The following is a 24,193-nucleotide window of genomic DNA, read 5'->3' on the forward strand; positions in this document are numbered from 1 at the left end:
CGTCTTCAGCATACCCGCGCCGACGCCGATCCAGCCGCCTTCCCGGCGTTGTGGAGTGGGGCCGGAGAGACGCTTGATCTCCCCGTTGCCATTGCAGGATAGCCAGTTGCGTCGAGATTGCATTCGAAGCGGAGCGGCGGCGTGACCCAAAATAGGGATCCCGTTCCTCGCCTTTGATGCCGAACCGTTTCGTTCGGCCGTCCCCAAGGCCGGCGACGACTTCGGCGAGGCGCTCGGTGAACTGGAGTTTCTGCGGGAAACACCTGCCGCCGGCCTGCTTGAGAGACGCGTTCCCCGTCCGGTACCTGGCGACCGGCTCACCCGCACCCGCATTATCTCCTGGCCGAGGTCAGGGTTTCGGCCATATCCGACTTCTGTTGCCACCTCGGGTCAGCGAGCGAAGTCAGCTATCCTCGGCCACGGACGGACAGAGCCACACACCCCACATGTCCGGTCCCAGGGGTCCGTCTCAGGACAGGCGTTCGCGCACCTCCTCCAGCGACGCCGCGAACCCCTCCTCGAACGCCCGCTCGTAGCCCTCGTCCCCCAGCACCAGCCGGGCCCGTTCCGCCGTCGCCACCCGGGGGGCCGCGAGTTCGTCCGACCCCATCGCCGTCAGCCCGAACGTCAACCACAACCGTTCGGCCGCGCCGTGCATCCAGGCCGCCGAGCGGGCGTCGCCCAGCGCCATGGTCACGGTCGCGAGGTGGTCGGCGCCCATCGCGACGCCCAGCACGTCGTTCAGCCGCCACTTCACCGCCAGTGACTCGCGGCCGGCGCGGTCGGCGCCCTGGACCTCGTCGCGGGCCAGCATGAGCTGCGACCGGAACAGGTCGCCGAAGGCGCGCATCCAGATCTCGCCCCTGCTCCGCGACTTCGTGTGCATGTCCTGGAGCACCCCCCAGGCGCGGGTCAGGTCGCCCAGGAAGATGAAGGCCATGGCCTGGCCGCCGTCCATCACCAGGTCGTCGATCGTGTCGGTCGCGCCGGCCGCCGTCAGGTGGGTGCGGGCCTCCTGCATGAGCTCCTCGACCTTGTGCGGGGCGCCGCTGAACAGGCGCACTCCCCCGAGCCGGACCAGCGCGTGGCCCATCGCCTCCACGTCGCCGATGCGGCGGGCCTCGGCCAGGGACTGCCGGGAGCTGCGTTCGGCCAGGCCCATGTCGCCCTGGAACAGGGAGATCCAGCCGAGCACCCACAACGTCCGCGCGTAGGACGAGCCCTCGCGGGGGCCGGCGGCGAGGGCCCGTTCGACGAAGTAGCGGCCCTCGCGCATCTGGCCCAGCGCGCCCCAGATGATCCAGCACGACGAGACCAGGTCGAGGCAGGCGGTGCCGCCGTGGCTGATCCCGTAGTCGAGGGCCAGCCGGATCTCGGCCAGCTCGGCTTCCGCCCAGTCGGCCCATTGGAGCTGGTCGGGGCCGTACCACTCGCGGTCGAGGCGGGCGGCCATCATCCGGTAGTGGGCCAGGTGGGCGGTGCGCATCACCCGCTCCTCGCCGAGTTCGCGCAGCCACTCGCGGCCGTATTCGCGGATGCCGTCGAGCAGCCGGTGCCGGTCGCCCTTCCGGACGACGATCGACTTGCGGACCAGTTCGGCCAGCACCCGCCCGACGTCGGGCAGCCGGTCGTCGGCGCACACGGCCTGGGCGGTCTTCTCATCGAACGAACCCGCGAACACCGACAGGCGGGCCCAGAGCAGCCGTTCCCGCGGGGTGCACAACTCGTGGCTCCAGCCGACGGCGGTGCGGAAGCTCCGGTGCCGGGCCGGGCCGCCCCGGTATCCGGCGGTGAGCAGGTCGAAGGGGTCGGTGAGCCGGTCGGCCAGCTCCTCGGCGGACAGGGCGTGCAGGTGCCCCGCGGCCAGCTCGATGCCGAGGGGGATGCCGTCGAGGCGGCGGCACAGGCGCCCGACGGCCATGAGCGCGCTGTCGCCCGCCTGCCAGCCGGGGATCCGGTCGGTCGCCCGCTCGACGAAGAGGCGCACCGCGTCGTAGCCGAGCAGGTCGTCGGACTCGGGTTCGGGGCGGGCGAACGGGGCGACTTCCAGGATCTTCTCCGACGGCACGTCCAGGGGAACCCTGCTGGTCGCCAGCACCCGCAACCCCGGCGCCACGTCGAGCAGGCCGTCGACGAGGGCGGCGCAGGCGCCGACGAGGTGTTCGCAGGTGTCCAGGACGAGCAGCAGCCGCTTCCCGGCCAGGTATTCGGCCAGCACCTGCTCGTAGGGCCGGGTCGACTGCTCCCGCAGCCCCAGCGACCGGGCCACGACGCTGGCCAGCAGGTTGGCGTCCTGCTCGGGCGACAACTCGGCGAACCAGGCCCCGTCGGGGAAACTCTCGGCGCAGTCGGCGGCGGCCCGCAGCGCGATGCGGGTCTTGCCGACCCCGGGCGGCCCGGTGACCGTCACCAGGCACGACTCGGCCAGCAGGCCGGCCAGCCGGTCGAGCTCGTCCTTGCGCCCGATGAAGCTGCTGGTCTCGGCAGGCAGGTTGACGGCCATCAGGCCTCCCCTCCCGTCGGCGGGCCCGCGTTCAGGGCCAGGTCGACGGCGTCGTCGAGATCGAGGCCGGGCGCGGCGGCGATCGCCGGGGCACGATCTCTGATGTCGGCCAGCACGGGTGATCGCAGCCCCTCCATCTCGGCCCACGCCCGGTCGGCGGACGCCAGCAACGCGCCGTCGCGGGTCAGCACGCCGACCAGTTCCACCCCGGCCGCCGACGCGGCGGTGTCGCCGAACCGGCGGGCCAGGGTCAGGGCTCCGCGGGCCGACTCCAGGGCGGCCCGGTCGTCGCCCTGGAGGAGTTCGGCCTGGGCGAGCAGGTGGTCGAGGTGGGAGCGGGTCCAGATCTCGCCGGTCGTCACGCACAACTCGCGGCCCTCGCGCAGCACCCTGACCGCGCCTGCCAGGTCGCCCATGCGCAGCAGGGTCGTGGCGATGATCGGGTAGCTCGGCAGGAAGCCCGGGAACAGGTCGGCGTCTCTGCGGTGGCCCTCCCGGGCGTCTCTGATCAGCCGCAGCGCCTCGGGGAACGCGCCCCGCTGGGCGGCCACCCACGCCGACACCTGGGTCAGGCGGGGCGGGCCCTGGTCCGTACAGGCGTAGAGGGCCTCTTCGGCGGCGTCGGGGTCGCCGAGCGCGGCGTGCAGCCAGGCGGCGGTCCAGAGCGCCTTGTCCCGTTCGGGGCCGGGGGATCCGCCCGCCCGCCGGACGCGGGCCAGGTGGGCGGCGCCTTCCCGCTGGAGGCCGCAGCAGGCCCAGAGGAACCACAGGGTGCCGGCGAGATCCTGGGCGTCGTCGGCGCCCCCGGGATCGGCCAGGCGGGAGTCGAGGGCCCTGATCAGGTTGCCGCGGTCCAGGCGCATGCGCCGGTACCAGCGGAGCTGGCCGCCCTGCCACTCGGCCTCGGCCCGCCGGGCGAGGCCGCGAAAGTGCCGGAAGTGGAGGTGCTCGGTGGCCGCGCGCTCACCCGCCCGGCCGAGCCACTCGGCGCCGAACGCGCGGACGGTCGCGGGCAGGCGGAACCGCACGCCCTCGGTGGTCTCCGACCGCACCACGAGCGACTTGTCGACCAGCGCCGCGACGGCCGGCGTCACGTCGCCGCCGCCCTCGCCGCAGACGGCCTGCGCGGCCTCCAGGTCGAAGCCGCCCTCGAACACCGAGGCGCGGGCCCAGACCAGCCGTTCGCCGGGGGTGCAGTGCTCGTGGCTCCAGCCGATCGCGGTCCGCATGGCGGCGTGGCGCAGCGGGCCGTCGTGGTAAGGGTCCTGGAGCAGGTCGAGCAGCGGGCCCTCGGTCTCGCCGCGTCTCAGCGCCGCCGCCAGCAGCACCAGCGTCAGCGGCAGTCCGTCGGCCCGGCGGAGCAGCTCGGGCGGCGCCGTCACGCCCAGCCGGGCGAGGAGTTCGACGCGGTGGGCGGGGGCCAGTTCGCCGAGCGCGACCACCCGCTCCCCCGGCAGCGCCAGCGACTGACGGCACGTCGCCAGGATCGAGAGCCCCGGCCGCCGCTGCAGCGTCACCCCGATGTACGGCACCAGCAGCTCCAGCGCCCGGTCGCAGCCGTCGACGACCAGGAACTCCTCCGCCGACCCGCCGATCTCGGCCAGCGCCGCGGGCCCCGCGTCGGCGTCGACCACCCGCGCGCCGCGTGCGGCCGCGACGACCCGCGCCAGCGCGGTCTTCCCGGCACCGGGAGGCCCGGTCAGGGTGACCAGGCGCGTGTGCCGGAAAGCCTCCTCGATCCCGTTCATGTCGGCGTCTCTGCCGACCAGCCCGTCTCCGGACATGACAATCACCTGCCCCCTCGGCCGGGCCATCGTAGGCCGGTGACGTCGCGTCTGCCTGACGCTCCCTGCTGTCCGGGGAACACACCTCTTCCACCCGGGAGTCCTTTTGTTCCTCCGGGTGGCAAGGTCGCGAGGGCAGCGCCCACGACGGCGACGAGGGCGCCGGGAGACCCGGCGCCCTCGTCTTCCGCGGTGTTATCCGCGGTGTCGTCCGCAGTGGTGATCAGACCCCGCGCAGGCGGGCTCCGACCCGGGCGGCGGCCAGTTCGACCGCCGCGTCGCGGGCGGCGGCGATCTCGTCGGCCGTCAGAGTCCGGTCGGGGGCGCGGAAGCGCAGGGTGTAGGCGAGGGACTTGTTGCCCTCGCCCGCCTGCGCGCCCGCGTAGACGTCGAAGAGACGGACCGACTCCAGCAGGTCGCCCGCGCCGTCGCGCAGCGCGGCCTCCACCGACGACACGGGGGTGCCGGCGGGGACGATCAGCGCGACGTCCTGGGTCGCCACCGGGTAGGCGGAGATCGACGGGGTCTGCGCCGGGGCCGGGGCGGCGAGGCGGGACAGTTCGAGCTCCATCGCCGCCGTGCGCTTCGGCAGGCCGAAGGCCTCCACGACACGCGGGTGCAGTTCGCCGGCGTGGCCCACCAGGACGTCGCCCGCGTAGAGGGCCGCGCAGCGGCCCGGGTGCCACGGCTCGTGCCGGTCGGCGCGGACGTCCAGCGTGACGCCCGCCTCGCGGGCCACCGCACGGGCCGCCTCGATCGCGTCGGCCCAGGTCGCGGCGCGGCCCTGGCCCCACCAGCCGGACCGCTCGAACTCCCCGGCCAGCACGGCCGCGACGCGGACCGGCTGCTCGGGCAGGGCGGCGGCGAACAGCGCCAGTTCCTCGCCGGTCGGACGGCGCTCCACCGTCAGGATCGGCGCCGTCTCCGGGGCGTCGGCGCCGGGGCGGTAGACCAGGCCCGTCTCGAACAGGGCCACGTCGGCGAAGCCCCGGCCCACGTTGCGGACCAGCGTCTTGAGCAGGCCCGGCAGCAGCGTGGTCCGCATGAACGGCTCGTCTTCGCTGAGCGGGTTGACCAGCCGGGTCGCGCGGCGGCGGTCGTCGTCGGCGGGAAGCTGCAGGTTGTCGAGGTCACGGCCGCCGATGAACGGGTAGGACAGCACCTCGACGTAGCCCGACAGCGCCAGCGCACGGCCGACCCGGCGGCGCAGCCGCTGCGTCTCGGTCAGGCCCGCGCCCGCCGGGGCGCCCGGCAGCACCGAGGGCAGCGTGTCGTAGCCCTCCAGCCGGATGACCTCTTCGGCCAGGTCGTTGGGGTCGGTCAGGTCGGGACGCCAGCTTGGCGGGTAGACCGTGATCGGGTCGTCGCCCGTCACGGCCAGCTTCGCGGCCAGGTCGCCGCTGGTCACCACGCCCGTGGCGGCCACGCCGCGACCACCCTCGGCGGCTTCCACGACCCCGTCGACGACGCGGCAGCCGACCTGCTCCAGCCGGGTGACCACGGTCTCGCGGGAGTAGGGCACGCCCGCGACCCGCGCCGGGTGACCCGACGGGATGGTGATCGACACGGGCGCCACGTCTACCTGCGCGTGGGTCACGCCGGGCTCGGCCACGCCGTCGCCCAGCTCGGTGAGGAGCTGGACGGCGCGCCACGACGCCGCGAGCGGCAGCTCGCGGTCGACGCCGCGCTCGAACCGCTTGGACGCCTCGGACACCAGGTTGTGCCGCCGCGACATGCGGGCCACGCCGGTGGCGGAGAAGTGGGCCGCCTCGATGACGATGTCGGTCGTCGAGCCGGAGATCTCGGTCGACAGGCCGCCCATGGTGCCCGCCAGCCCGATCGCGCCCGAGTCGTCGGTGATCAGGATGTCGTCTTCGGCCAGGTCACGGGTGACGTGGTCGAGGGTCTCCAGGCGCTCGCCCGGCAGGGCGCGGCGCACCACGATGCCGCCCCGGATGGTGTTCCGGTCGAACGCGTGGAGCGGCTGGCCGAGCTCCAGCATCACGTAGTTGGTGACGTCGACGGCCAGCGAGACCGGGCGCATGCCGGCCCGCGTGAGCCGCACGCGCATCCACAGCGGCGACTCGGCCGAGGGGTCGAACCCGGACACGGCACGCAGCACGAACCGGTCGCAGGCCGTCGGGTCGCCGATCTCCGCGGGGTGGGTGACCCCTTCGGCAACCGGGAGCTCCAGCGCGGCCGGGTCGCGGAACGGCACCCCGAACGCGGTCGCCGCCTCGCGGGCCACGCCGCGGATCGACAACGCGTAGCCGCAGTCGGGGGTGATCTCCAGTTCCAGTACGTCGTCACGCAGGCCGAGCAACTCGACGACGTCGGCCCCGAGGGGGGTGTCGTCGGGCAGCAGCAGGATGCCGGGCGACGACTCGGCGATGCCGAGCTCGGCCTCGGAGCAGATCATGCCGTCGGACAGGCGGCCGTAGGTCTTGCGGGAGGCGATCTCGAACCCGCCCGGCAGGACCGCGCCGGGCAGCGCGACCGGGACCACCGCGCCGATGCCGAAGTTGGTCGCGCCGCAGACGATCTCGCGCGGCTCGGCCTCGCCGACCTCGACCAGGCAGTGGCGGATCGGCTTCTTGAAGCCGGTCAGCTCCTCGATCTCGATGACCTTGCCCACGACCACGTTCTTCAGGTCGTGACCGTGGGAGGCGATGGCCTCCAGCTTGAGACCGGCGGCGGTGAGCTTGTCGGCGATCTCGTGTGCGGTGACGGGCGGGAGATCGACGTACTCCCGCAGCCACGAAAGCGGGACCTTCATCAGACCTCCATTCCGAACGGCAGGGTGAAGCGGATGTCGCCTTCGACCATGTCGCGCATGTCTTCTGCGTTGTGGCGGAACATCAGGGTGCGCTCGATGCCCATGCCGAACGCGAACCCGGAGTAGACCGAGGGGTCGACGCCGCAGGCGATCAGCACCCGCGGGTTGACCATGCCGCAGCCGCCCCATTCGATCCAGCCCTCGGACTTGCAGGTCCGGCACGGCGGGTTGCCCGGCACGGAGGACGCGCCGCGGCAGACGAAGCAGCGCAGGTCCATCTCGGCCGACGGCTCGGTGAACGGGAAGTAGTTGGGCCGGAACCGGGTCGAGATGCCCTCGCCGAACATGACCTCGGCGAACCGGTCGAGCGTGCCCTTCAGGTGGGCCATCGTCAGGCCCTTGTCGATCGCGAGCCCCTCGACCTGGTGGAACACCGGGGTGTGGGTGGCGTCGAGCTCGTCGGTGCGGAACACCTTGCCGGGCGAGATGACGTAGACCGGCAGCGGGCGCTCCAGCAGGGCGCGGATCTGGACCGGCGAGGTCTGGGTGCGCAGCACCTTGCCCGACTTGACCGACTCGACGAAGAAGGTGTCGTGGTCGGAGCGGGCCGGGTGGTCGGGCGCGATATTCAGCGCGTCGAAGTTGAACCACTCGGCCTCCAGCTCGGGGCCCTCGGCGACCTCGTAGCCCATGGCCACGAAACAGTCGGCGATCCGCTCCTGGAGCGTGGTCAGCGGGTGGCGGGCCCCGCGCGGCGCGCGGTCCCACGGGAGGGTGACGTCGACGGTCTCCTCGACCAGCACCCGAGCGTCGCGCTCGGCCTCCAGTTCGGTCTGGCGGACGGCCAGCGCCTCGCCGACGGCCTTGCGGGCGGCGCCGATCCGCTTGCCGGCCTCGGCACGGGCGGCCGGCGGCAGCGCGCCGATCTCCCGGTTGGCCAGCGCGATCGGGGACCGGTCGCCGGCGTGGGCCAGCCTGACCTGCTTCAGTTCGTCGAGATCCGCGGCCGAGGAGATGGCGGCGAGGGCATCGGCCTCCGCGCGCGCCAGCTCGTCGGCGTGCAGCGGTGTCACCTCGACCGGGTCGTAATCAGACAAGGGAACTCCGTATCCAGGGCCGGAATGGCGGCCCCTGATTCTAAGGGGTGTTTCATCGCCGCACGGTGTCCGATGGCCGCGCCTCCGGCGCGGCGGGCCAAGCGCTCGGACCCGGCGGGCTCCTTCGTCGCTCTGGTCGCTTCGCTCCTGCCGCTCCTCCTCGCCCACCGGCGCGCTTGGCCTGACGTCTGGCCACATTTCGGCGTTTGGCGGGTGTCCGATGTAGGGCCACACTCGCGAGGATCGAAGCGATCAGCGCGACGCAGGAGTACGGCGGATCCCTAGCGGCCAACACGCTGGGCCGAAGGCGCGGCAGTCCAACACGAGGCGCCCACCGAGCGGCCTCGCCGTTTACGCGAAGTCAGGTTGCCCGGTGGGCATGATAAATCGGAACTCCGCGCCGCCGCCGGGGGCGCGTTCGACCGTGATGGCGCCGCCGTGGGCCTCCACGAGGCCCTTGACGATGAAGAGGCCGAGGCCGGTGCCGCCGCGGCGGCGGTCGTTGCCGCGCCAGAACTGGCGGAAGACGCGCGAGGCCAGCTCGGGTTTGACACCCTCACCCTGGTCACGCACGGACACGGCCACTCCCCATTCGACGGGCTCTACGACGATTGTCACCTTACCGCCGCCGTGCCGCACGGCGTTTTCGACCAGGTTGCCGAGGATTTGATCCATCTTGTCCTGGTCGAGCCACATCTCCGGCAGGTCCCCCACGACCGTGAGGGAGAACCGGTCTTCGGGCTCACCGGCGGCCACGCGGCCGGCGATGATGCGCCGCGCGCGGGCGGGGATGTCGACGACCTGCCGCCGGATCTCCACCCGCCCCGACTCGATGCGGGAGACGTCGAGCAGTTCGGTGATCAGCCGGGTCACCCGGTCGGCGTCGGAGTTGACCGTCTGGAGCATGACGAGCTTCTGGGCGTCGTTGAACCGGTCCCACTTGGCCAGCAGCGTGGCGGTGAAGCCCTTCACGCTGGTCAGCGGCGAGCGCAGCTCGTGGGCCACGGTCGAGACCAGGTCGGCCCTGCTGCGCTCCAGGCGGCGGCGGGCCGCGGCGTCGCGCAGGGTGATCACCACGCGGATCACCCGGCCGGCCCGCGCGGGGGTGCGGACGAAGGCCGCCGTGACCAGCAGGTCGCGGCCGTCGAGCTGAAGCGGGAGCTCGACCTGGCGGGACCGGATGGACAGGCCGCCCCGGGGATCGAGCCACTTCCACCAGTCGCGCCCCTCGGCGTCGCGCAACGGGAGCACGTCGGCCACGTGACGCCCGGGGGACGTCTTGCGGTGCAGCCCGGTCAGGCGTTCGGCCGCCCTGTTCACGGCCATCACGACGCCCTCGCCGTCGACCACGACGACGCCGTCGGGAAGGGCGTCGATGGCGATCACACTCGACGGGTCGGCGACCCGTCCATGGGTGTTCTCGCCGCGCAAAGGACCCCTCCAGCCGTGCTCCGCGAGCCGTCTCCGCCGACAATAGCGGGTTTCCGGAGCCCTTCGGCAGCCCGTCACGGACCGGGTACGCACCTATTACACGGAATGTCAGATCTGCCGGAGAACTCGCGCGCTGGCGTACAGGCACACCGCGGCGGCGGTGGCCAGGTTCAGGCTCTCGGCGCGGCCGTAGATCGGCACCCGGACGACCTCGTCGGCCAGGGCCAGCACCTCGGGCGGCAGGCCCCACGCCTCGTTGCCGAACACCCAGGCCGTGGGGGACGCGAGGTCGACGTCGTCGAGGGTGGCCTCGCCGGTGCCGTCGGCGGCCAGGACACGCAGGCCCCGGTCCTTCAACGCGGCGACGGCCTTGTCGACCGGCAGCCCCGTCACGACGGGCAGGTGGAAGAGGCTGCCCGCGCTGGCCCGTACACACTTGCCGTTGTAGGGGTCGACGGACGCGTCGGTGAACACCACCGCGTCGGCTCCGGCGGCGTCGGCCGTGCGCAGCACGGTGCCGGCGTTGCCGGGGTCGCGGACGTGCGCCAGCACCGCCACCAGCCGGGTCTCCTCGACCGAGGAGAGGGGCACGTGGACGAACCTGCACACCGCCATCAGCCCCTGCGGGGTGACCGTCTGGGCGAGCTCGGCCATCACCTCGCCGCTGGCCCGGAACACCGGCACCCCGGCGCTCACGGCCGCGGCGACGATGTCGGCGTGCCGGGTCTCGGCCTCGGCGGTGGCGAACAGCTCCACGGTCACGCCGGGCAGCGCCAGCGCCTCGCGCACCGCCTGCGGCCCCTCGGCGAGAAAGGCCCGGTCGCGGTCCCGGAAGGCCCGCTTGGTCAGCCGCCGAGCGGCCTTGACCCGCGGGGACTTGGGATTGGTCAACTCGGTCACTCGGTCACATGTCCCTCCGAGACGGAAAGAAGGGCCCACCAGGCACGGTGAGCCCTTCCGGAAAGCAGATGATCGCTTAGGCGACCGGAGCGTTCACGTCGGACGGGAGCGCCTTCTTGGCGGCCTCGACCAGCGTGGCGAAGGTCTGCGAGTCGTTCACCGCGAGATCGGCGAGGATCTTGCGGTCGACCTCGATGCCGGCCAGGCGCAGACCCTGGATGAGCCGGTTGTAGGTCATGCCGTTCTGCCGCGCCGCGGCGTTGATCCGCTGGATCCAGAGGCGGCGGAACGCGCCCTTCTTGTCCTTGCGGTGGGCGTACGCATAGGTCATCGAGTGGAGCATCTGCTCCTTGGCCTTGCGGTACAGACGCGACCGCTGACCCCGGTAACCGCTCGCCCGCTCGAGGACGACCCTGCGCTTCTTCTTGGCGTTGAGCGCCCGCTTCACGCGTGCCATGTTGTTCTTCTCCCCGGGGGTCGTTACTTAGCGAGCAGCTTCTTGATCTTCTTGGTGTCCGCGTCGGACATGACCACGTCGTTCTCAAGCCTGCGCGTGCGGGTGGACGGCTTGTGCTCGAAAAGGTGCTTCCGGTTGGCCCGGCGGCGCACGATCTTGCCGGAGCCGGTGACCCGGAAGCGCTTCTTCGCACCACTGTGCGTCTTCATCTTCGGCATCTCAGCCGTCTCTCCCTCGTTGTTCCAAGCCGATCTCCCGGCCCCGCAAGGGGGGCCGGGTAACCGGCGTTCCTGACTCGCAAGAGCCGCGAAGAACGGGCTCCCAGTCTTTGCGTCAGCGCGGCGGCTTTTATTCCTCGGCGGCGACCGTGTCGGCCACCGAGTCGTCGTCGCGCGTCGCCCGAGCCGCCGCCTTCTCGGCCTTGGCCTCGGCTTTCTTCTTGTGCGGGCCGATCACCATGATCATGTTTCGGCCGTCCTGCTTGGGCTGAGACTCCACGAAGCCCAGCTCGGTGACATCCTCAGCGAGCCGCTGCAGGAGCCGGAAGCCCAGTTCGGGACGGGACTGCTCACGTCCACGGAACATGATCGTGACCTTGACCTTGTCCCCCGCCTTGAGGAAACGCACGACGTGACCCTTCTTGGTCTCGTAGTCGTGCGGGTCGATCTTCGGCCGGAGCTTGATCTCCTTGATGATCGTGTGTGCCTGGTTGCGGCGGGCTTCGCGCGCCTTCATGGCCGACTCGTACTTGAACTTGCCGTAGTCCATGAGCTTGCAGACGGGCGGGCGTGCCGTCGCCGCGACCTCGACGAGGTCGAGGTCGGCCTCCTGGGCGAGCTTCAGGGCATCGTGGATGGAGACGATGCCGACCTGCTCGCCGTTCGGGCCGACGAGGCGGACCTCGGGGACACGAATACGATCGTTGATGCGGGGCTCGGTGCTGATGGGACCTCCAAGGGACCTTCGCCTGTGTGCTCGACCGTGCCGGAAACACGAATAGACCCCGGCACGTCACGCATGCGGGGCCACTGAGTCCGAGAACTCTATTGTGATCCTTGAACCCGTCTGCCTCGCGGCTGATCAGGTGGGAGGAAGACCTCCGCTTGCGCGTCCGGCACGTGCCGGACCGATCGGTTGTTTAGTTTAGCACGATTACAACGCCGACTCACCCGCGGATCGCATGGCCTCCACGGGTGCGGGCGAGCGCCCGGTCATCAGCTCGACCTGCTTCACCGCCTGGTGCAGCAGCATCGAGAACCCGCCGACGACCGTCCCGCCCTCTTTCGCCACGGCCTGGGCCAGCGTGGTCGGCCAGGGCGAGTAGACGACGTCGAAGACCGCCCGTGCCCGCGCGGCCTCGCCGGCGAATCCGTCGGCGGCGCCCGAGGGCAGTGTGGAGATCAGCAGATCCACGTCTGCGTCGAACTGGTCGAACGCCCGGGTGGCCACCGACATTCCCAGCCGGTCGGCCACCTCCAGGGTCTCCCCGGCGCGGCGCGGGTCGCGTACCACCAGGGTCACCTCGCGGAGCCCGAGCTCGCGCAGGGCGGCCAGCGCGGAGGCGGCGGTGGCGCCGCCGCCGAGAACGGTCGCGCTGGCCGGGGCCGGAACCCCCGCCTCGGCCAGGGCCGCGACGATGCCGTGCACGTCGGTGTTGGCGCCGTGCCGGACGCCGTCGCGGAAGATCACCGTGTTGGCCGCGCCGACCTCGACCGCCAGCGGCGTGACCGTGTCGAGCAGCGGGAACACCACCCGCTTGAGCGGCATGGTCAGCGACAACCCGGCCCACTCGGGGCCGAGGCCGCCGACGAAGGCGGCCAGCTCCTCCTCCCGGCACTCGATCGCGTCGTACCGCCAGCCGGTCAGGCCGAGCGCGGCGTAGGCCGCCCGGTGGAGGTGGGGCGACAGCGAGTGGAGGACCGGGAAGCCGAGGACGGCTGCTCTCTTGTTCACGTGGTCAATTCTGGGTGGCGTGGAACTTGTCCCGCAGGCGGACGAACTCGGCCTCGCTGGCGGTGAACTCGGTGATGCCGTTCTCCGGGTCGGTGGTCACGAAGAAGAGCCAGTCGCCCTTGGCGGGCTTGAGCGCGGCCTCGATGGCGTGGTCGCCCGGGTTCGCGATCGGGCCGGGCGGCAGGCCGTCGACCCGGTAGGTGTTGTAGGGCGAGTCGTCGCGGGTCTCCTCGAAGGTCGCGGCGATGCCGTACTTGCCGAGGCCGTACATGGTGGTGGAGTCCATCTGGAGCTTCATCGGCGGGTTGAGCGCCAGCCGGTTGTAGATGACCCGGGCCACCTTGCCCATGTCGTCGGGGGTGCCCGACTCGGCCTGCACGATGCTCGCGACGGTCATGATCTCCATCGGGGTGAAGCCGAGCCGCTTGGCCTCGGCGTTCAGGTCGAGCTTCTGGGCGGTCTCGTTGAACCGGTCGGTCATCTTGGTGAGGATCTCGGAGGCGGTGATGTTCGGCGGCAGCTCGTAGGTCGCCGGGAACAGGAAACCCTCGGCCTTGCCCTTGGCGTAGGACGGCAGGCCGATGTCGCCCTTGGCGGCGTCGGCGAACTCCTTGGCGGGGATGCCGGTCGCGTCGGCGAGGGTGTCGTAGACGCGGGTGGCGCGGTAGCCCTCGGGGATGGTCAGGCTGTCGCGCAGGCGCTTGTCGGGGTCGAGCAGCCCGACGGCGGCGACGGCCGACATGCGCTTCTTCATCGCGTAGTGGCCGGGCTGGAGCGAGCCGCCCTTGCCGGCCGCGTCGACGGCCTGGATGAAGGCACGGGCGCTGGCCACGACGTCCTCCTTCTCCAGTTCGGCGGCGACGTCGCCGGCGGAGGCGCCCTCCTCGATCACGATGACCACTTCACCGGAGCCCGAGCCGGTGTAGTCGTCGGCCGTCACGGCGTCGCTGACCCACTTGTAGCCGAGGTAACCGCCGCCGCCCAGGATGCCGACGATGATCACGATCGCGATCAGGGACGCGGCGGCGCCCTTGCGCCTGGTGCGCCGCCTGCGGCGCCGGCTGCGGCTCTGCTGTTTGCGGGAACGCCGCGACCCCCCCTCGTCGGAGGCGCCGAGCAAAGAGTCCATGTCGAGGTCGTTCATAGTGCGCTGGCCAATCTCTCGGTAGGACTGGCCTCGCGTCAAGCGATGCGCCAAACCGAGGGGGGATCAAGCTTCGGTATGGATCTCGGCCCGACACGCGGACCGTCGGTCATCGTTCGGCCTAGTTCGTCCCGAGGTACCTGTTCAGCTCTTCCCGATATTTCACGAACTCGCCTTCGTTGTCAGTGAATTTGGTGATTCTACGGCCTGGATCCGTAGTGACAAACCAGTACCAATCACCCTTCGCTGGCTTCAAGGCCGCCCGAAGTGCCTGCTCACCGGGGTTTCCGATCGGACCGGGCGGTAGACCATCGATCCGATAGGTGTTGTACGGAGAGGCCACCTTGGTGTCCTTCTCCGAGACGTTCAGCGTCCGGCGGTTCTGCGCGTAGAGCACGGTGGTGTCCATCTCCAGGCGCCCGCCCTTTTTGAGGCGGTTGTAGATCACTCTAGCGATCTTGGGATAGTCGTCGTCCCGCCCGCCCTCGGCCTGCACGATGCTGGCCGTGGTCACCACGTCGAGCGGGGTCATGCCCTCGTGCGCGTCGAGCCCGAGGCGGTCGGCGACCCGGCCGAACTGGGCGGCCATGTCGCGCAGCAGGCTCTTGGCGGTGCTCGACGGCTCGACCTCGTAGGTCGCCGGGAACAGGAAGCCCTCGACCGACCTGGCGTAGGGCGGCAGCCCGAGCGTGGCCGGCTGCGCCGCCGCCTTCTCGAACTCGGCGACCGGGAAACCGGAGGCGGCCGAGAGGCGGACGTACACCTCCTTGGCACGCAGGCCCTCCGGGATGGTCACCCGCCGGGACACCCGCGAGTCGGGGTCGAGCAGCCGGTCGAGCGCGACCGAGGCGGCCATGCCCTTGTTCAGCCGGTAGTCGCCCGGCCGGAGGCTGCCCGACTTGGCGCGGGCCTCGACCTCGCGGACGAACACGTTGGAACTGGCCACCACGCCCGCCTTGGCGAGCGTCTCGGCGATCTGGACCGCGCTCTCCCCGGAGCTGATGCGGACCACGACCGCACCGGTTCCGGCGCCGTCGAAGTCGTCGGGCGCCAGGAACGGGCGGGCCACCGTGTAGAGGCCGACGATCCCGGCGGTCGCCACGGCGGCCAGGCCGGCGTAGACGATCTTCCGGGTGCGGTCGCGGCGGAGCCCGTGGTCGACGGGCTCGGCCTCATCCGCAAGCAGGAACGTGTCCCACTCCTGCGGGCTCACCGGTCGGTCCCGGGACTCGTTTCTCCACCGGGGGGTGGGTCGAGGGGATGACCTGGTGGTTTGCCTGACGCGCGCTCGCCGTCGAGGGCGGCCTGGAGCAGCACCACGGCCGCCGCCTGGTCGATGACGTCGCGCTGGTTCTTCGCCTTGCGGCCGCTCTGGCGCAGGTTGGCCTGCGCGGTCACGGTGGTCAGGCGTTCGTCGTAGAGGCGGACCGGGACCGGCGCGACCCGGGCGGCCAGCGCCGCCGCGAACTCGCGGGCGGCTCCGGCGGCGTGGGACTCCCGGCCCGACAGGGAGGTGGGGAGGCCGACGACGACCTCGACCACCTCGTGTTCGGCGACGAGCGCGGCGAGGCGGTCGAGATCGCCCTTACCGCGCCGCACCGTCTCGACCGGCGTGGCCAGCAGCCCCGAAGGGTCGCTGCGGGCCACGCCGATCCGGACCGACCCGGCGTCGACGCCGAGTCGGGTGCCACGTCTCATGACGTCACAGGCTGGAGCCGATCGCCTCGGTGACCGCACGCAGCGCGTCGTCGACAGCGCCCGCGTTCGTCCCCCCGCCCTGCGCGACATCGTCCTTGCCGCCACCGCCACCCCCAAGTGCCTTGGCGGCGACTCCCACCAGACGGCCCGCCTTCAGCCCTCGGTCGCGTCCCGCCTCGTTGACAGCGGCGACCACGACGGGACGGTCCGAGGGGACACCGGCGACGACGACCACCGCGGCGCGATCACCGGGGAACCGGCCGCGCACATCGAGAGCGAGTTTACGCAGGTCATCGGGGGTGGTTCCAGCAGGCGCGCGGTGCGTTACGACGGAAACGCCCTGGATGTCCGAGGCCCCGGACGCGAGCTCCCCGGCCACCGCGAGCACCTGCGCCGAACGCAGCTTCTCCAGTTCCTTCTCGGCGTTGCGCAGCCGGGTGACGATGCCGTCGACCCGCTCGGGCAGTTCCTCGGGACGCGCCTTGAGCGCCCCGCTGAGCTGCGAGACCAGCACGCTCTCGCGGGCGAGGTGGCGGAACGCGTCGAGGCCCACCAGGGCCTCCACGCGGCGCACCCCGGCACCGATCGACGACTCGCCGAGCACCTTGATCAGGCCGAGCTGGCCCGAGCTGGCGACGTGGGTGCCGCCGCAGAGCTCACGCGAGTAGTCGCCGACCTCGACGATGCGCACGACGTCGCCGTACTTCTCGCCGAACAGGGCCAGGGCGCCCATCTTGCGCGCCTCGGACTGCGAGGTGTGCAGGACGTTGACCTTGAGGTCGTCGATCAGGGTCGCGTTGACCTCGTCTTCGACGTCGCGCAGCACGCTGACCGGCACCGCGCCGGCCGAGGTGAAGTCGAACCGGAAACGGCCCGGCGAGTTCTCCGAACCGGCCTGCGCGGCGGTCTCGCCGAGCGCGTTGCGGAAACCGCGGTGGACCAGGTGGGTCGCGGTGTGGCTGCGCGAGATCGACCGGCGGCGGTCGACGTCGATCGCCGCGTGGGCGGCGTCGCCGACCTTGACCTCGCCGGAGGTGATCTTGCCGCGGTGGACGACCAGGCCCGCGATCGGCGACTGCACGTCGACGACCTCGATCTCGCCGTTCTCGGCCCGGATCACGCCCTGGTCGGCGAGCTGGCCGCCGCCCTCGGCGTAGAACGGGGTGCGCAGCAGCACGACCTCGACGGTGGTGCCCGCGCCCGCGACCGGGACCGGGACGCCGTCGACGATGATGCCGGCGATCTCGGTGTCGGTGGTCAGGTGGTCGTAGCCGAGGAACTCGACCTTGCCCGCCTTCTCGAGGATCTGGCCGAACACCGAGATGTCGGCGTTGCCGGTCTTCTTGAGCTTGGAGTCGGCCTTCGCGCGGTCGCGCTGCTCGGCCATGAGGCGGCGGAAGCCCTCTTCGTCGACCTTCAGGCCCTGCTCGGCCGCCATTTCGAGGGTCAGGTCGATCGGGAAGCCGTAGGTGTCGTGGAGCTGGAAGGCCTTGTCGCCCGACAGGACCGACGTGTGCGCCTTCTTGCTCTCGGCGACCGCCGTGTCGAAGATCGTCGTGCCGGTGCGCAGGGTGCCCAGGAAGGACGCCTCCTCGGCGTCGATCACGCCGTGGATCTGCGCCGCGTCGGAGATCAGGTCGTGGTATTGCTCGCCCATCGTGCCGATGGTGGTGGCGGTGAGCTCGTGCATGTAGCGCTCCTCGCCCGAGCCGAGCAGGCGCAGGTTGCGGATCGCCCGGCGGAGCATGCGGCGCAGCACGTAGCCCCGGCCTTCGTTGGAGGGCAGCACGCCGTCGCCGACGAGCATGACGCCCGCCCGCAGGTGGTCGGCGATGACGCGGAGCGACACGTCGTTGCGGGTGTCGGCGCCGTAGCGGGTGCCGGTCAGCTCGGCCGCGCGGCTGAGGATCTTGAAGGTGGTGTCGATCTCGTAGATGTTGTCGACGCCCTGCAGGATCGCCGCCATGCGCTCCAGGCCCATGCCGGTGTCGACGCTCTTGGCGGGCAGCTCGCCGACCACGTCGAAGTCGATCTTCGAGCGGACCGCGCCGAGCGTGTACTGCATGAAGACGTTGTTCCAGACCTCGAGGTATCGGGTCTCGTCGGCGACGGGCCCGCCCTCGCGGCCGTATTCGGGGCCCCGGTCGAAGTAGATCTCCGAGCAGGGGCCGCCGGGGCCCGGCACGCCCATGTGCCAGTAGTTGTCGGCCAGGTCGCGGCGCTGGATGCGCTCGGCCGGGACGCCGGCCCGCTTCCAGATCTCGATCGCCTCGTCGTCGTCGAGGTAGACCGTGACCCACATCTTCTCTTCGGGGAACCCGAAGCCGCCCGCGGCGACCGGGTTGGTGAGCAGCTCCCACGCGAAGGGGATCGCCTGCTCCTTGAAGTAGTCGCCGAACGAGAAGTTGCCGAGCATCTGGAAGAAGCTGGCGTGCCGCGTGGTCTTGCCGACCTCGTCGATGTCGAGGGTGCGGATGACCTTCTGCGCGCTGGCGGCCCGCTTGTAGGGCGGCTTCTGCTGCCCGAGGAAGTAGGGCTTGAACGGGACCATGCCCGCGTTGACCAGCAGCAGCGTCGGGTCCTCTGCGACCAGGCTGGCCGAGGGCACGACGGTGTGCCCGCGCTCTTCGAAGAAGCGCAGGAAGCGGCGTACGATCTCTGCCGACTCCATTTCAGCGGCCGTCCTTTACGTCGTTGGTGATGTGTCCGACTGTTCCGAGCCCGTGCCGGGCCCGCAACTCGTTTTCCCTGCTCGCCGCCATGGCGCGCACGTCGTCGGCGAAGCCGCGCACCTGGTGGGCGGTGCGCCGGGCGACGTGGTCGGGTTTCAGTGCTTCCAGTTTGCGCATGACCCAGACCGCCAGTGACGCGCCCAGGGTCATGTAGAAGAGGCGGCGGATCACGGCCGCGGCTCCAGCGACTTCCTGCGCCGGCCGCGCCGCGACAGGGCGCCGCGGATGCCGTGGGCGATCGAGGAGACCTTGATCAGGGGCCCGGTCACGACCGTCGAGGCCAGCCCGGTGATCTTGGCGACGTCGTCGCTGACCTCCTTCACGTTGGAGGCTATCGCCTCCACCGCGACGAGCTGGCGGTTGGTCTCGCTGACCGTGTAGCTGACCTCGTTGAGCAGGGGCACCACCTTGTCGCCGAGCTCGTTGACGACCTTGGTGGTGGCGGTGAGCAGCCGGGCCAGCTTGATCAGCACGTAGGCCAGGAAGCAGACGAGGATCGCCCAGAACATGGCGACGATCAGGCCCGCGACCTCTCCGGCGGTGAGCATGGGCGAACCTCCTTGGCGGGGCCCCTGCGTTGAATGGCAGAAACCCTATCGCGTATTCCAGGTCCGCCTTCTGCCACGGCGATCGCCGGGCATGCGTGTTCGGGCGGCCGGAGGTCAGCGCTCGCCGCGCAGGAAGGCGCGCAACCTCCCCCACCGCTCGGCCACCGGGGCCTCCGCGCCGTGGGTGGTCGGCTCGTAGTAGCGCCGGTCGCGCAGTTCCTCGGGCGCGTAGTCCTGGCGCACCACGCCGTGCTCGAAGTCGTGGGGGTAGCGGTAGTCGTCCCCGTGGCCCAGCTTCTTCGCGCCCGGATAGTGGGCGTCGCGCAGGTGGGCCGGGACCTGGCCGATGTGCCCGGCCCTGACGTCGGCCTGGGCGGCGCCGATGGCCTTCACGACGGCGTTCGACTTGGGCGCCAGGGCGCAGTGGATGACCGCCTGGGCCAGGTTGATGCGGCCCTCGGGCAGGCCGATGAAGTCGACCGCCTGGGCGGCGGCCACGGCCACCTGGAGGGCGGTCGGGTCGGCCATGCCGACGTCCTCGGAGGCGAAGATCACGACCCGGCGGGCGATGAAGCGGGGGTCCTCCCCCGCCTCGACCATGCGGGCCAGGTAGTGGAGGGCGGCGTCGGCGTCGGAGCCGCGCATGCTCTTGATGAAGGCGCTGATGACGTCGTAGTGCTGGTCGCCCTGGCGGTCGTAGCGGACGGCGGCCTTGTCGGCGGCCTTCTCGACGACCTCGACGGTGATGTCGCCGGCCAGGAGGGCGGCGGCCTCCAGGTAGGTGAGGGAGCGCCGGGCGTCTCCCCCGGCCAGCCGGACGAGTTGCTCCCTGGCCTCGGGCCGGAGGGTGACCGCGCCGTTCAGGCCGCGCTCGTCGGACACGGCCCGGTCGAGGACGGCGCCGACGTCGTCGTCGGTGAGCGACTCCAGGGTCAGCAGCAGCGAACGCGACAGCAGCGGCGAGATGACGGAGAAGAACGGGTTCTCGGTCGTGGCGCCGATGAAGGTGACCCAGCGGTTCTCCACCGCCGGGAGCAGCGCGTCCTGCTGGGCCTTGTTGAAGCGGTGGACCTCGTCGACGAACAACACGGTCTGCCGCCCGGTCATGCCCAGCTCGCGGCGGGCGTTCTCGATGGCCGTACGGACGTCCTTGACCCCCGCCGAGACGGCCGAGACCTCGACGAACCGCCGTTTGGTCACGTTGGAGACGACGTAGGCCAGCGTGGTCTTGCCGGTGCCGGGCGGCCCCCACAGGAACAGCGACATGGGGGCCTCGCTCTCGACCAGCCGCCGCAGGGGGGTGCCGGAGCCGAGCAGGTGGCGCTGGCCGATGACCTCGTCGAGGGTGCGCGGGCGCATGCGCACGGCGAGGGGTTCGGGCGTGTTGTCCCGTGCGGCCGAATCGAACAGGCTCTCCACGAACCCCTAGCCTAGGCCCCACACGGCGGTGGCCCCGGTGTGCCCGGCGCGGACGACGTAGAAGGTGACGGCGAGCGCGCCCACCACGGCCAGCACCGACAACACGGTCGTCAGGGTGCGCCCCTTGCCCTTGGAGACCGCCCAGACCAGCACCAGCGCGACCACCGCGAGGGCGATCGAGGTCAGCAGCAGCGGGGTGGCGAACGACTCGTGCTCGGCGACCGGCGCGGGCGCCTGGTCGCCGTAACGCGACTCCTTCAGCGCCTCGCCGCTCATCCGGGCGGCGAGCACGCTGATCGGCGCCGCGACGGCCAGCAGCACCACGGCCCAGTCGAGCCGGGCGCGGAACCGGGGCAGCAGGGCGTAGGCGACGGAGACGGCGGCCAGCAGCGGGGTGAAGACCACCGCGGCGTGCACGACCAGCGGATGCAGGGGAAGGCCGAAAACGGAATCGAACATGTGATGGGCATCTCCTTCGTCATCCACTCATACCCGAGCGATCCTGCGAGGTTCCCAGACGGATCTGAGAACGGGATGAGAGCGCGATGAGAGCCGTCAACCCCTGACCCGGCCCCGGAAGGGGCGGGTCGCGGGGTCGGGCGGCACGCTGACCGGGCGGCCCTCCATCGCCCGCAGGGCGTGCCGCACCCCGGCGTCGAGCTGCGGGTCGGCGCCGCGGGCCCAGTCGGCGGGGGTGATCAGCACCTCCTCGTCGGGGGTCGCGCCCCGGTTCTCCAGCTCCCAGCCGTAGTTCTCGCTCCAGTGGGCGAATCCCGGCACCCGCATCCGGGTGCCGTCGGCCAGCCGGTAGACGCCCCGGATCCCGATGACGCCGCCCCACGTCCGGGTCCCGATGACCGGCCCGAGGCCGAGGGCCTGGACGGCGGCGGTGATGATGTCGCCGTCCGAGGAGGTCTCCTCGTCGCACAACACCACGACGGGGCCGCGCGGGGCGTCCGCGGGGTAGCTCCTCGGCTCCTCCCGGCGGGAGAGCTTCCAGCCGACGATGCGCCGGGAGAGCTTCTCCACCACGAGCTGGGAGGTGTTGCCGCCCTGGTTGGCGCGCACGTCGACGATCACGGCGTCCTTGGCGAGCTCGTGGGACAGGTCGCGGTGGAGCTGCGCCCAGCCCTCCCGCTGCATGTCGGGCACGTGCAGGTAGCCGATCCGCCCGCCCGACAGGCGGCGGACCAGCCGGCGCCGGTCGGCCACCCAGGAGTGGTAGCGCAGCCGCCGGTCGTTGACCAGCGGGACCACGGCGACGCGGAAGACGCGGGGGCCCGACTCCACGGTCAGCTCGACGGGATGCCCGTAGGCGGCCCACAACAGCGGCGCGGGGCCGGTCACCGGATCGACCGGCACGCCGTCGACGGCCAGGATCGCGTCGCCGGCCCGCACGCCCGACCCCTGGAGCGGCGAACGGGCGGCGGAGTCGGACAACTCGGAGGGGTAGATCCGCCGGACCCGCCACAGGCCGTCGGTGTCGGGCCCGATGTCGGCCCCGAGCCGGCCGGTGGGGCTGCGCCAGTGGTGCCGGGCGGCGTACACGTAGGCGTGGGAGGCGCCGAGCTCCCCGACGACCTCGCTGACGAGGTCGGCGAAGTCCTCCGGGCCGCCGATGCGGTCGAGCCAGGGGCGGTAGGTCTCCAGCACCTCCGGCCAGTCGACCCCCGCCATGTCGCCGACCCAGAAGTGGTCGCGCATGATCCGCCCGGCCTCGGCGTAGGCCTGCCGCCAGCGCCGGCCCGGGTCGATCCGGACCCGGACGCGGTCGAGGTCGACGGTCACGCCGTCGCCGTTCTTGCCCGTCGCCGAGATCACCCGCAGCTCCGCGGCGTCGCGCACCACGATCCGGGAGCCGTCGCCGCTGACGGAGAAGAAGTGGACGTCGGTGGCGAGTTCCTCGGTCTTGCGCTTGTCCAGGTCGAACCGTTCGAGCACGGTCGGCTCGCCACTGCCGCCGCGGCACCAGACCAGCCCGCCCTTGACCGGGCGCAGCGCCCAGTAGTGGGCGTCCGGGACCGGCAGCGGCACGATCCGCCCGTCGAGCCCGGCCAGGTCGACGGTGACGGGCCCGTCGCCGGACTCGCCGCCGTCGGCCGGCCTGCCCTCGACGGAGGGGGCGAACGGCGAGGGCGCGCCCGCCGCGAGCGGCACCAGGTAGGGCCGGGTGCCGTGGGTGATCACCAGGTCGAAGCTGTGGGAGTCGCGGATCATCTCGAACCCGCGCAGCGACAGGAAGACCAGGTTGCGGCCGTCGCCGGTGAAGGCGGGCGACATGTCGGTGAACCGGCCGTCGGTGACGTGCACGATCTCGGTCGCCGGGGTCTCCGGGGCGGGCGTCTCGGTCACCTCGGCGCCCGATCCGGCGTCGTCGTCGGGTGCTCCGGGCCGCTGGAGGCGGGCCATCCGGATGGCGTGGCCGCGGGACACCGGGTGGCACCACACCAGCCATTGGGAGCGCGGGTCGAACCCGAGGTCGCTGATCACGCCGTGCTCGGTCCGGGTGAGCTCGGTGACCGCGCCGGTCTCCGGGCCGACCAGGAGCAGGCGGCCGTCGTGGGAGGCCACGGCGATCACCGAGCCGTCGGGGGCGGCCTCCATCTCCTCGACCTGGCCGAGCTCCCCGGCGGCGATGGTCCGGGTGGGGCGGCCGGGCACGCCCAGCTCGATGGCGTCCTCGCCGGCCGCGTCGGTCACCCATGCGGCCGGGCCGTTGACGCGTCTGCCCAGGTCGTCGGGTTCGGCGTCGTCGGCGCGTTCGAAGCGGCCCAGGACGATGGGCAGCCGGGCCCGGCCGCGCCCGGACAGGAGCCGGACCGGGCCGTCCTCGTGGGTCACCCAGTGGACGGCGCCGCCCACCTCGACGGCGCTGGCGCGGCCGGTGGTGTCGCAGGCGGCGTCCTCGGGGCCGGGGCTGGCCCAGAAGGGCTGGCGTCCCCGGCCGGCGCCGCCGAGGCGCACCTCCAGCGGTTCGGGCTCGGCGTCGAGGCCGGGCAGCAACCACAGGCTGCCCGCGCGGGCGTAGACGATCCGGGTTCCGTCGGTGGCCGCCTGGCGGGCGTAGAAGTCGTGGTGGTCGGTGTGCTTCCTGAGGTCGCCTCCGTCGTACCGGACCGAATAGAGGTTGCCGGTCCCCTCGTGGTCGGAGAGGAACACGATCCGGCCGCCGACCAGCATCGGCGCGGCGAGCTGGCCCTCGTGGCCGGCCAGCAGGCGCTGCCCGTCGAGCCACAGGCGGCCCATGCCGCCGCCTCGGTAGCGCTTCCAGTGGGCCGGGTCGTGCCCGGCCGAGGCGGTCAGCAGCAGGGTGTGCCCGTCGCGCAGGTCGAGGTCGCTGACGGGGCCGTAGGGCAGCCGCTCCCCCGGGCCGCCGTCGACCGGCACGGTCCGCGCCCATGTCCAGTGGGCGAACGGCTGGTCGTGGGAGCTGCCGGCGATCACGGTCCGGGCGTCGAGCCAGCCGTGCACCCGCGCGCCGCTGCCGCCCCAGTGGGTGAGCTGCTCGATCCCGCCGCCGTCGACCGGCGCGACGTGGACCTCCGCGGGGATCCGCCCGCCCTGCCAGGCCACCGTCGCCCCGTCGGGCGACAACCGGGGATGGGCGGCGCCCACCTGCTCGACCGTGAGTCGCCAGGCCCGCCCGCCGTCGAGCGGAGCGATCCAGACGTCATCCTCCGCGACGAACGTCAGAAGATCACGATGGATGTGAGGAAACCGGAGGTATGACCCGCTAGGCACCCCCACAATG

19 protein-coding genes are annotated in these 24,193 nt (G+C 71.9%); all 19 read right to left on the reverse strand.

Annotation, left to right across the window (positions count from 1 at the left end; translation table 11 throughout):
- Positions 1 to 469: 469 nt before the first annotated feature.
- On the reverse strand, positions 470 to 2,503 hold the full coding sequence (locus tag AW273_RS33695) for an ATP-binding protein (protein WP_062357356.1): 2,034 nt from the start codon (positions 2,501 to 2,503) through the stop codon (positions 470 to 472).
- Positions 2,503 to 4,287 (reverse strand): ATP-binding protein, encoded by a 1,785-nt coding sequence (locus AW273_RS33700; protein ID WP_062357359.1) that lies wholly within the window; start codon positions 4,285 to 4,287, stop codon positions 2,503 to 2,505. Before AW273_RS33700 ends, AW273_RS33695 begins: the two co-directional genes overlap by 1 nt.
- A gap of 223 nt (positions 4,288 to 4,510) precedes the next feature.
- On the reverse strand, positions 4,511 to 7,063 hold the full coding sequence (locus tag AW273_RS33705) for a phenylalanine--tRNA ligase subunit beta (RefSeq protein WP_062357362.1): 2,553 nt from the start codon (positions 7,061 to 7,063) through the stop codon (positions 4,511 to 4,513).
- Entirely contained in the window at positions 7,063 to 8,199 is a 1,137-nt protein-coding gene (pheS, locus tag AW273_RS33710) for a phenylalanine--tRNA ligase subunit alpha (protein WP_439648650.1), read from the reverse strand. Before pheS ends, AW273_RS33705 begins: the two co-directional genes overlap by 1 nt.
- 312 nt (positions 8,200 to 8,511) lie before the next feature.
- Positions 8,512 to 9,591, reverse strand: a complete 1,080-nt coding sequence (locus tag AW273_RS33715; protein WP_062357368.1) for a sensor histidine kinase — start codon at positions 9,589 to 9,591, stop codon at positions 8,512 to 8,514.
- A 108-nt stretch (positions 9,592 to 9,699) separates the two neighbouring features.
- Complete coding sequence (locus tag AW273_RS33720) at positions 9,700 to 10,491, reverse strand: TrmH family RNA methyltransferase (protein WP_062357371.1); 792 nt, start codon at positions 10,489 to 10,491, stop codon at positions 9,700 to 9,702.
- Between the two features lie 76 nt (positions 10,492 to 10,567).
- Entirely contained in the window at positions 10,568 to 10,948 is a 381-nt protein-coding gene (rplT, locus tag AW273_RS33725; protein WP_030456929.1) for a 50S ribosomal protein L20, read from the reverse strand.
- Between the two features lie 23 nt (positions 10,949 to 10,971).
- Positions 10,972 to 11,166: a 50S ribosomal protein L35 gene (gene rpmI / locus AW273_RS33730; protein ID WP_030456928.1), complete on the reverse strand. Its 195-nt coding sequence runs from the start codon at positions 11,164 to 11,166 to the stop codon at positions 10,972 to 10,974.
- Between the two features lie 130 nt (positions 11,167 to 11,296).
- Complete coding sequence (gene infC, locus AW273_RS33735) at positions 11,297 to 11,893, reverse strand: translation initiation factor IF-3 (RefSeq protein WP_083950253.1); 597 nt, start codon at positions 11,891 to 11,893, stop codon at positions 11,297 to 11,299.
- A gap of 207 nt (positions 11,894 to 12,100) precedes the next feature.
- On the reverse strand, positions 12,101 to 12,901 hold the full coding sequence (locus AW273_RS33740) for a shikimate dehydrogenase (RefSeq protein ID WP_062357376.1): 801 nt from the start codon (positions 12,899 to 12,901) through the stop codon (positions 12,101 to 12,103).
- 4 nt (positions 12,902 to 12,905) lie between these two features.
- Entirely contained in the window at positions 12,906 to 14,030 is a 1,125-nt protein-coding gene (gene mltG, locus AW273_RS33745) for an endolytic transglycosylase MltG (protein WP_232327728.1), read from the reverse strand.
- Between the two features lie 136 nt (positions 14,031 to 14,166).
- Positions 14,167 to 15,258: an endolytic transglycosylase MltG gene (gene mltG / locus AW273_RS33750; protein ID WP_062357380.1), complete on the reverse strand. Its 1,092-nt coding sequence runs from the start codon at positions 15,256 to 15,258 to the stop codon at positions 14,167 to 14,169.
- Entirely contained in the window at positions 15,255 to 15,743 is a 489-nt protein-coding gene (gene ruvX, locus AW273_RS33755; RefSeq protein ID WP_062357383.1) for a Holliday junction resolvase RuvX, read from the reverse strand. Before ruvX ends, mltG (AW273_RS33750) begins: the two co-directional genes overlap by 4 nt.
- 4 nt (positions 15,744 to 15,747) lie before the next feature.
- Positions 15,748 to 18,414, reverse strand: coding sequence for an alanine--tRNA ligase (gene alaS, locus AW273_RS33760; RefSeq protein ID WP_062357385.1), 2,667 nt, complete (start codon positions 18,412 to 18,414; stop codon positions 15,748 to 15,750).
- A 1-nt stretch (position 18,415) separates the two neighbouring features.
- Positions 18,416 to 18,646, reverse strand: coding sequence for a hypothetical protein (locus tag AW273_RS33765; RefSeq protein ID WP_062357387.1), 231 nt, complete (start codon positions 18,644 to 18,646; stop codon positions 18,416 to 18,418).
- Positions 18,643 to 19,023: a DUF948 domain-containing protein gene (locus AW273_RS33770; RefSeq protein ID WP_030456920.1), complete on the reverse strand. Its 381-nt coding sequence runs from the start codon at positions 19,021 to 19,023 to the stop codon at positions 18,643 to 18,645. The genes AW273_RS33765 and AW273_RS33770 overlap by 4 nt, the downstream gene beginning before the upstream one ends.
- A gap of 114 nt (positions 19,024 to 19,137) precedes the next feature.
- Positions 19,138 to 20,382 (reverse strand): replication-associated recombination protein A, encoded by a 1,245-nt coding sequence (locus AW273_RS33775; protein ID WP_083950259.1) that lies wholly within the window; start codon positions 20,380 to 20,382, stop codon positions 19,138 to 19,140.
- Between the two features lie 66 nt (positions 20,383 to 20,448).
- Positions 20,449 to 20,901, reverse strand: coding sequence for a DUF2231 domain-containing protein (locus tag AW273_RS33780; protein WP_062357391.1), 453 nt, complete (start codon positions 20,899 to 20,901; stop codon positions 20,449 to 20,451).
- Positions 20,902 to 20,997: 96 nt separating this feature from the next.
- Entirely contained in the window at positions 20,998 to 24,183 is a 3,186-nt protein-coding gene (locus AW273_RS33785) for a S41 family peptidase (RefSeq protein ID WP_198168500.1), read from the reverse strand.
- Positions 24,184 to 24,193: the final 10 nt, after the last annotated feature.

This window comes from Herbidospora yilanensis, from assembly GCF_001570565.1.
In the GTDB taxonomy this organism is placed as follows: Bacteria; Actinomycetota; Actinomycetes; order Streptosporangiales; family Streptosporangiaceae; genus Herbidospora; species Herbidospora yilanensis.

Excerpts from the sequence above, each read along its gene's own strand:
- AW273_RS33695 (WP_062357356.1), bottom strand. The coding sequence starts at position 2,503 with ATGGCCGTCAACCTGCCTGCCGAGACCAGCAGCTTCATCGGGCGCAAG.
- AW273_RS33700 (WP_062357359.1), bottom strand. The coding sequence starts at position 4,287 with ATGTCCGGAGACGGGCTGGTCGGCAGAGACGCCGACATGAACGGGATC.
- AW273_RS33705 (WP_062357362.1), bottom strand. The coding sequence starts at position 7,063 with ATGAAGGTCCCGCTTTCGTGGCTGCGGGAGTACGTCGATCTCCCGCCC.
- rplT (WP_030456929.1), bottom strand. The coding sequence starts at position 10,948 with ATGGCACGCGTGAAGCGGGCGCTCAACGCCAAGAAGAAGCGCAGGGTC.
- rpmI (WP_030456928.1), bottom strand. The coding sequence starts at position 11,166 with ATGCCGAAGATGAAGACGCACAGTGGTGCGAAGAAGCGCTTCCGGGTC.
- mltG (WP_232327728.1), bottom strand. The coding sequence starts at position 14,030 with ATGGACTCTTTGCTCGGCGCCTCCGACGAGGGGGGGTCGCGGCGTTCC.
- ruvX (WP_062357383.1), bottom strand. The coding sequence starts at position 15,743 with ATGAGACGTGGCACCCGACTCGGCGTCGACGCCGGGTCGGTCCGGATC.
- alaS (WP_062357385.1), bottom strand. The coding sequence starts at position 18,414 with ATGGAGTCGGCAGAGATCGTACGCCGCTTCCTGCGCTTCTTCGAAGAG.
- AW273_RS33770 (WP_030456920.1), bottom strand. The coding sequence starts at position 19,023 with ATGCTCACCGCCGGAGAGGTCGCGGGCCTGATCGTCGCCATGTTCTGG.
- AW273_RS33775 (WP_083950259.1), bottom strand. The coding sequence starts at position 20,382 with ATGCGCCCGCGCACCCTCGACGAGGTCATCGGCCAGCGCCACCTGCTC.
- AW273_RS33780 (WP_062357391.1), bottom strand. The coding sequence starts at position 20,901 with ATGTTCGATTCCGTTTTCGGCCTTCCCCTGCATCCGCTGGTCGTGCAC.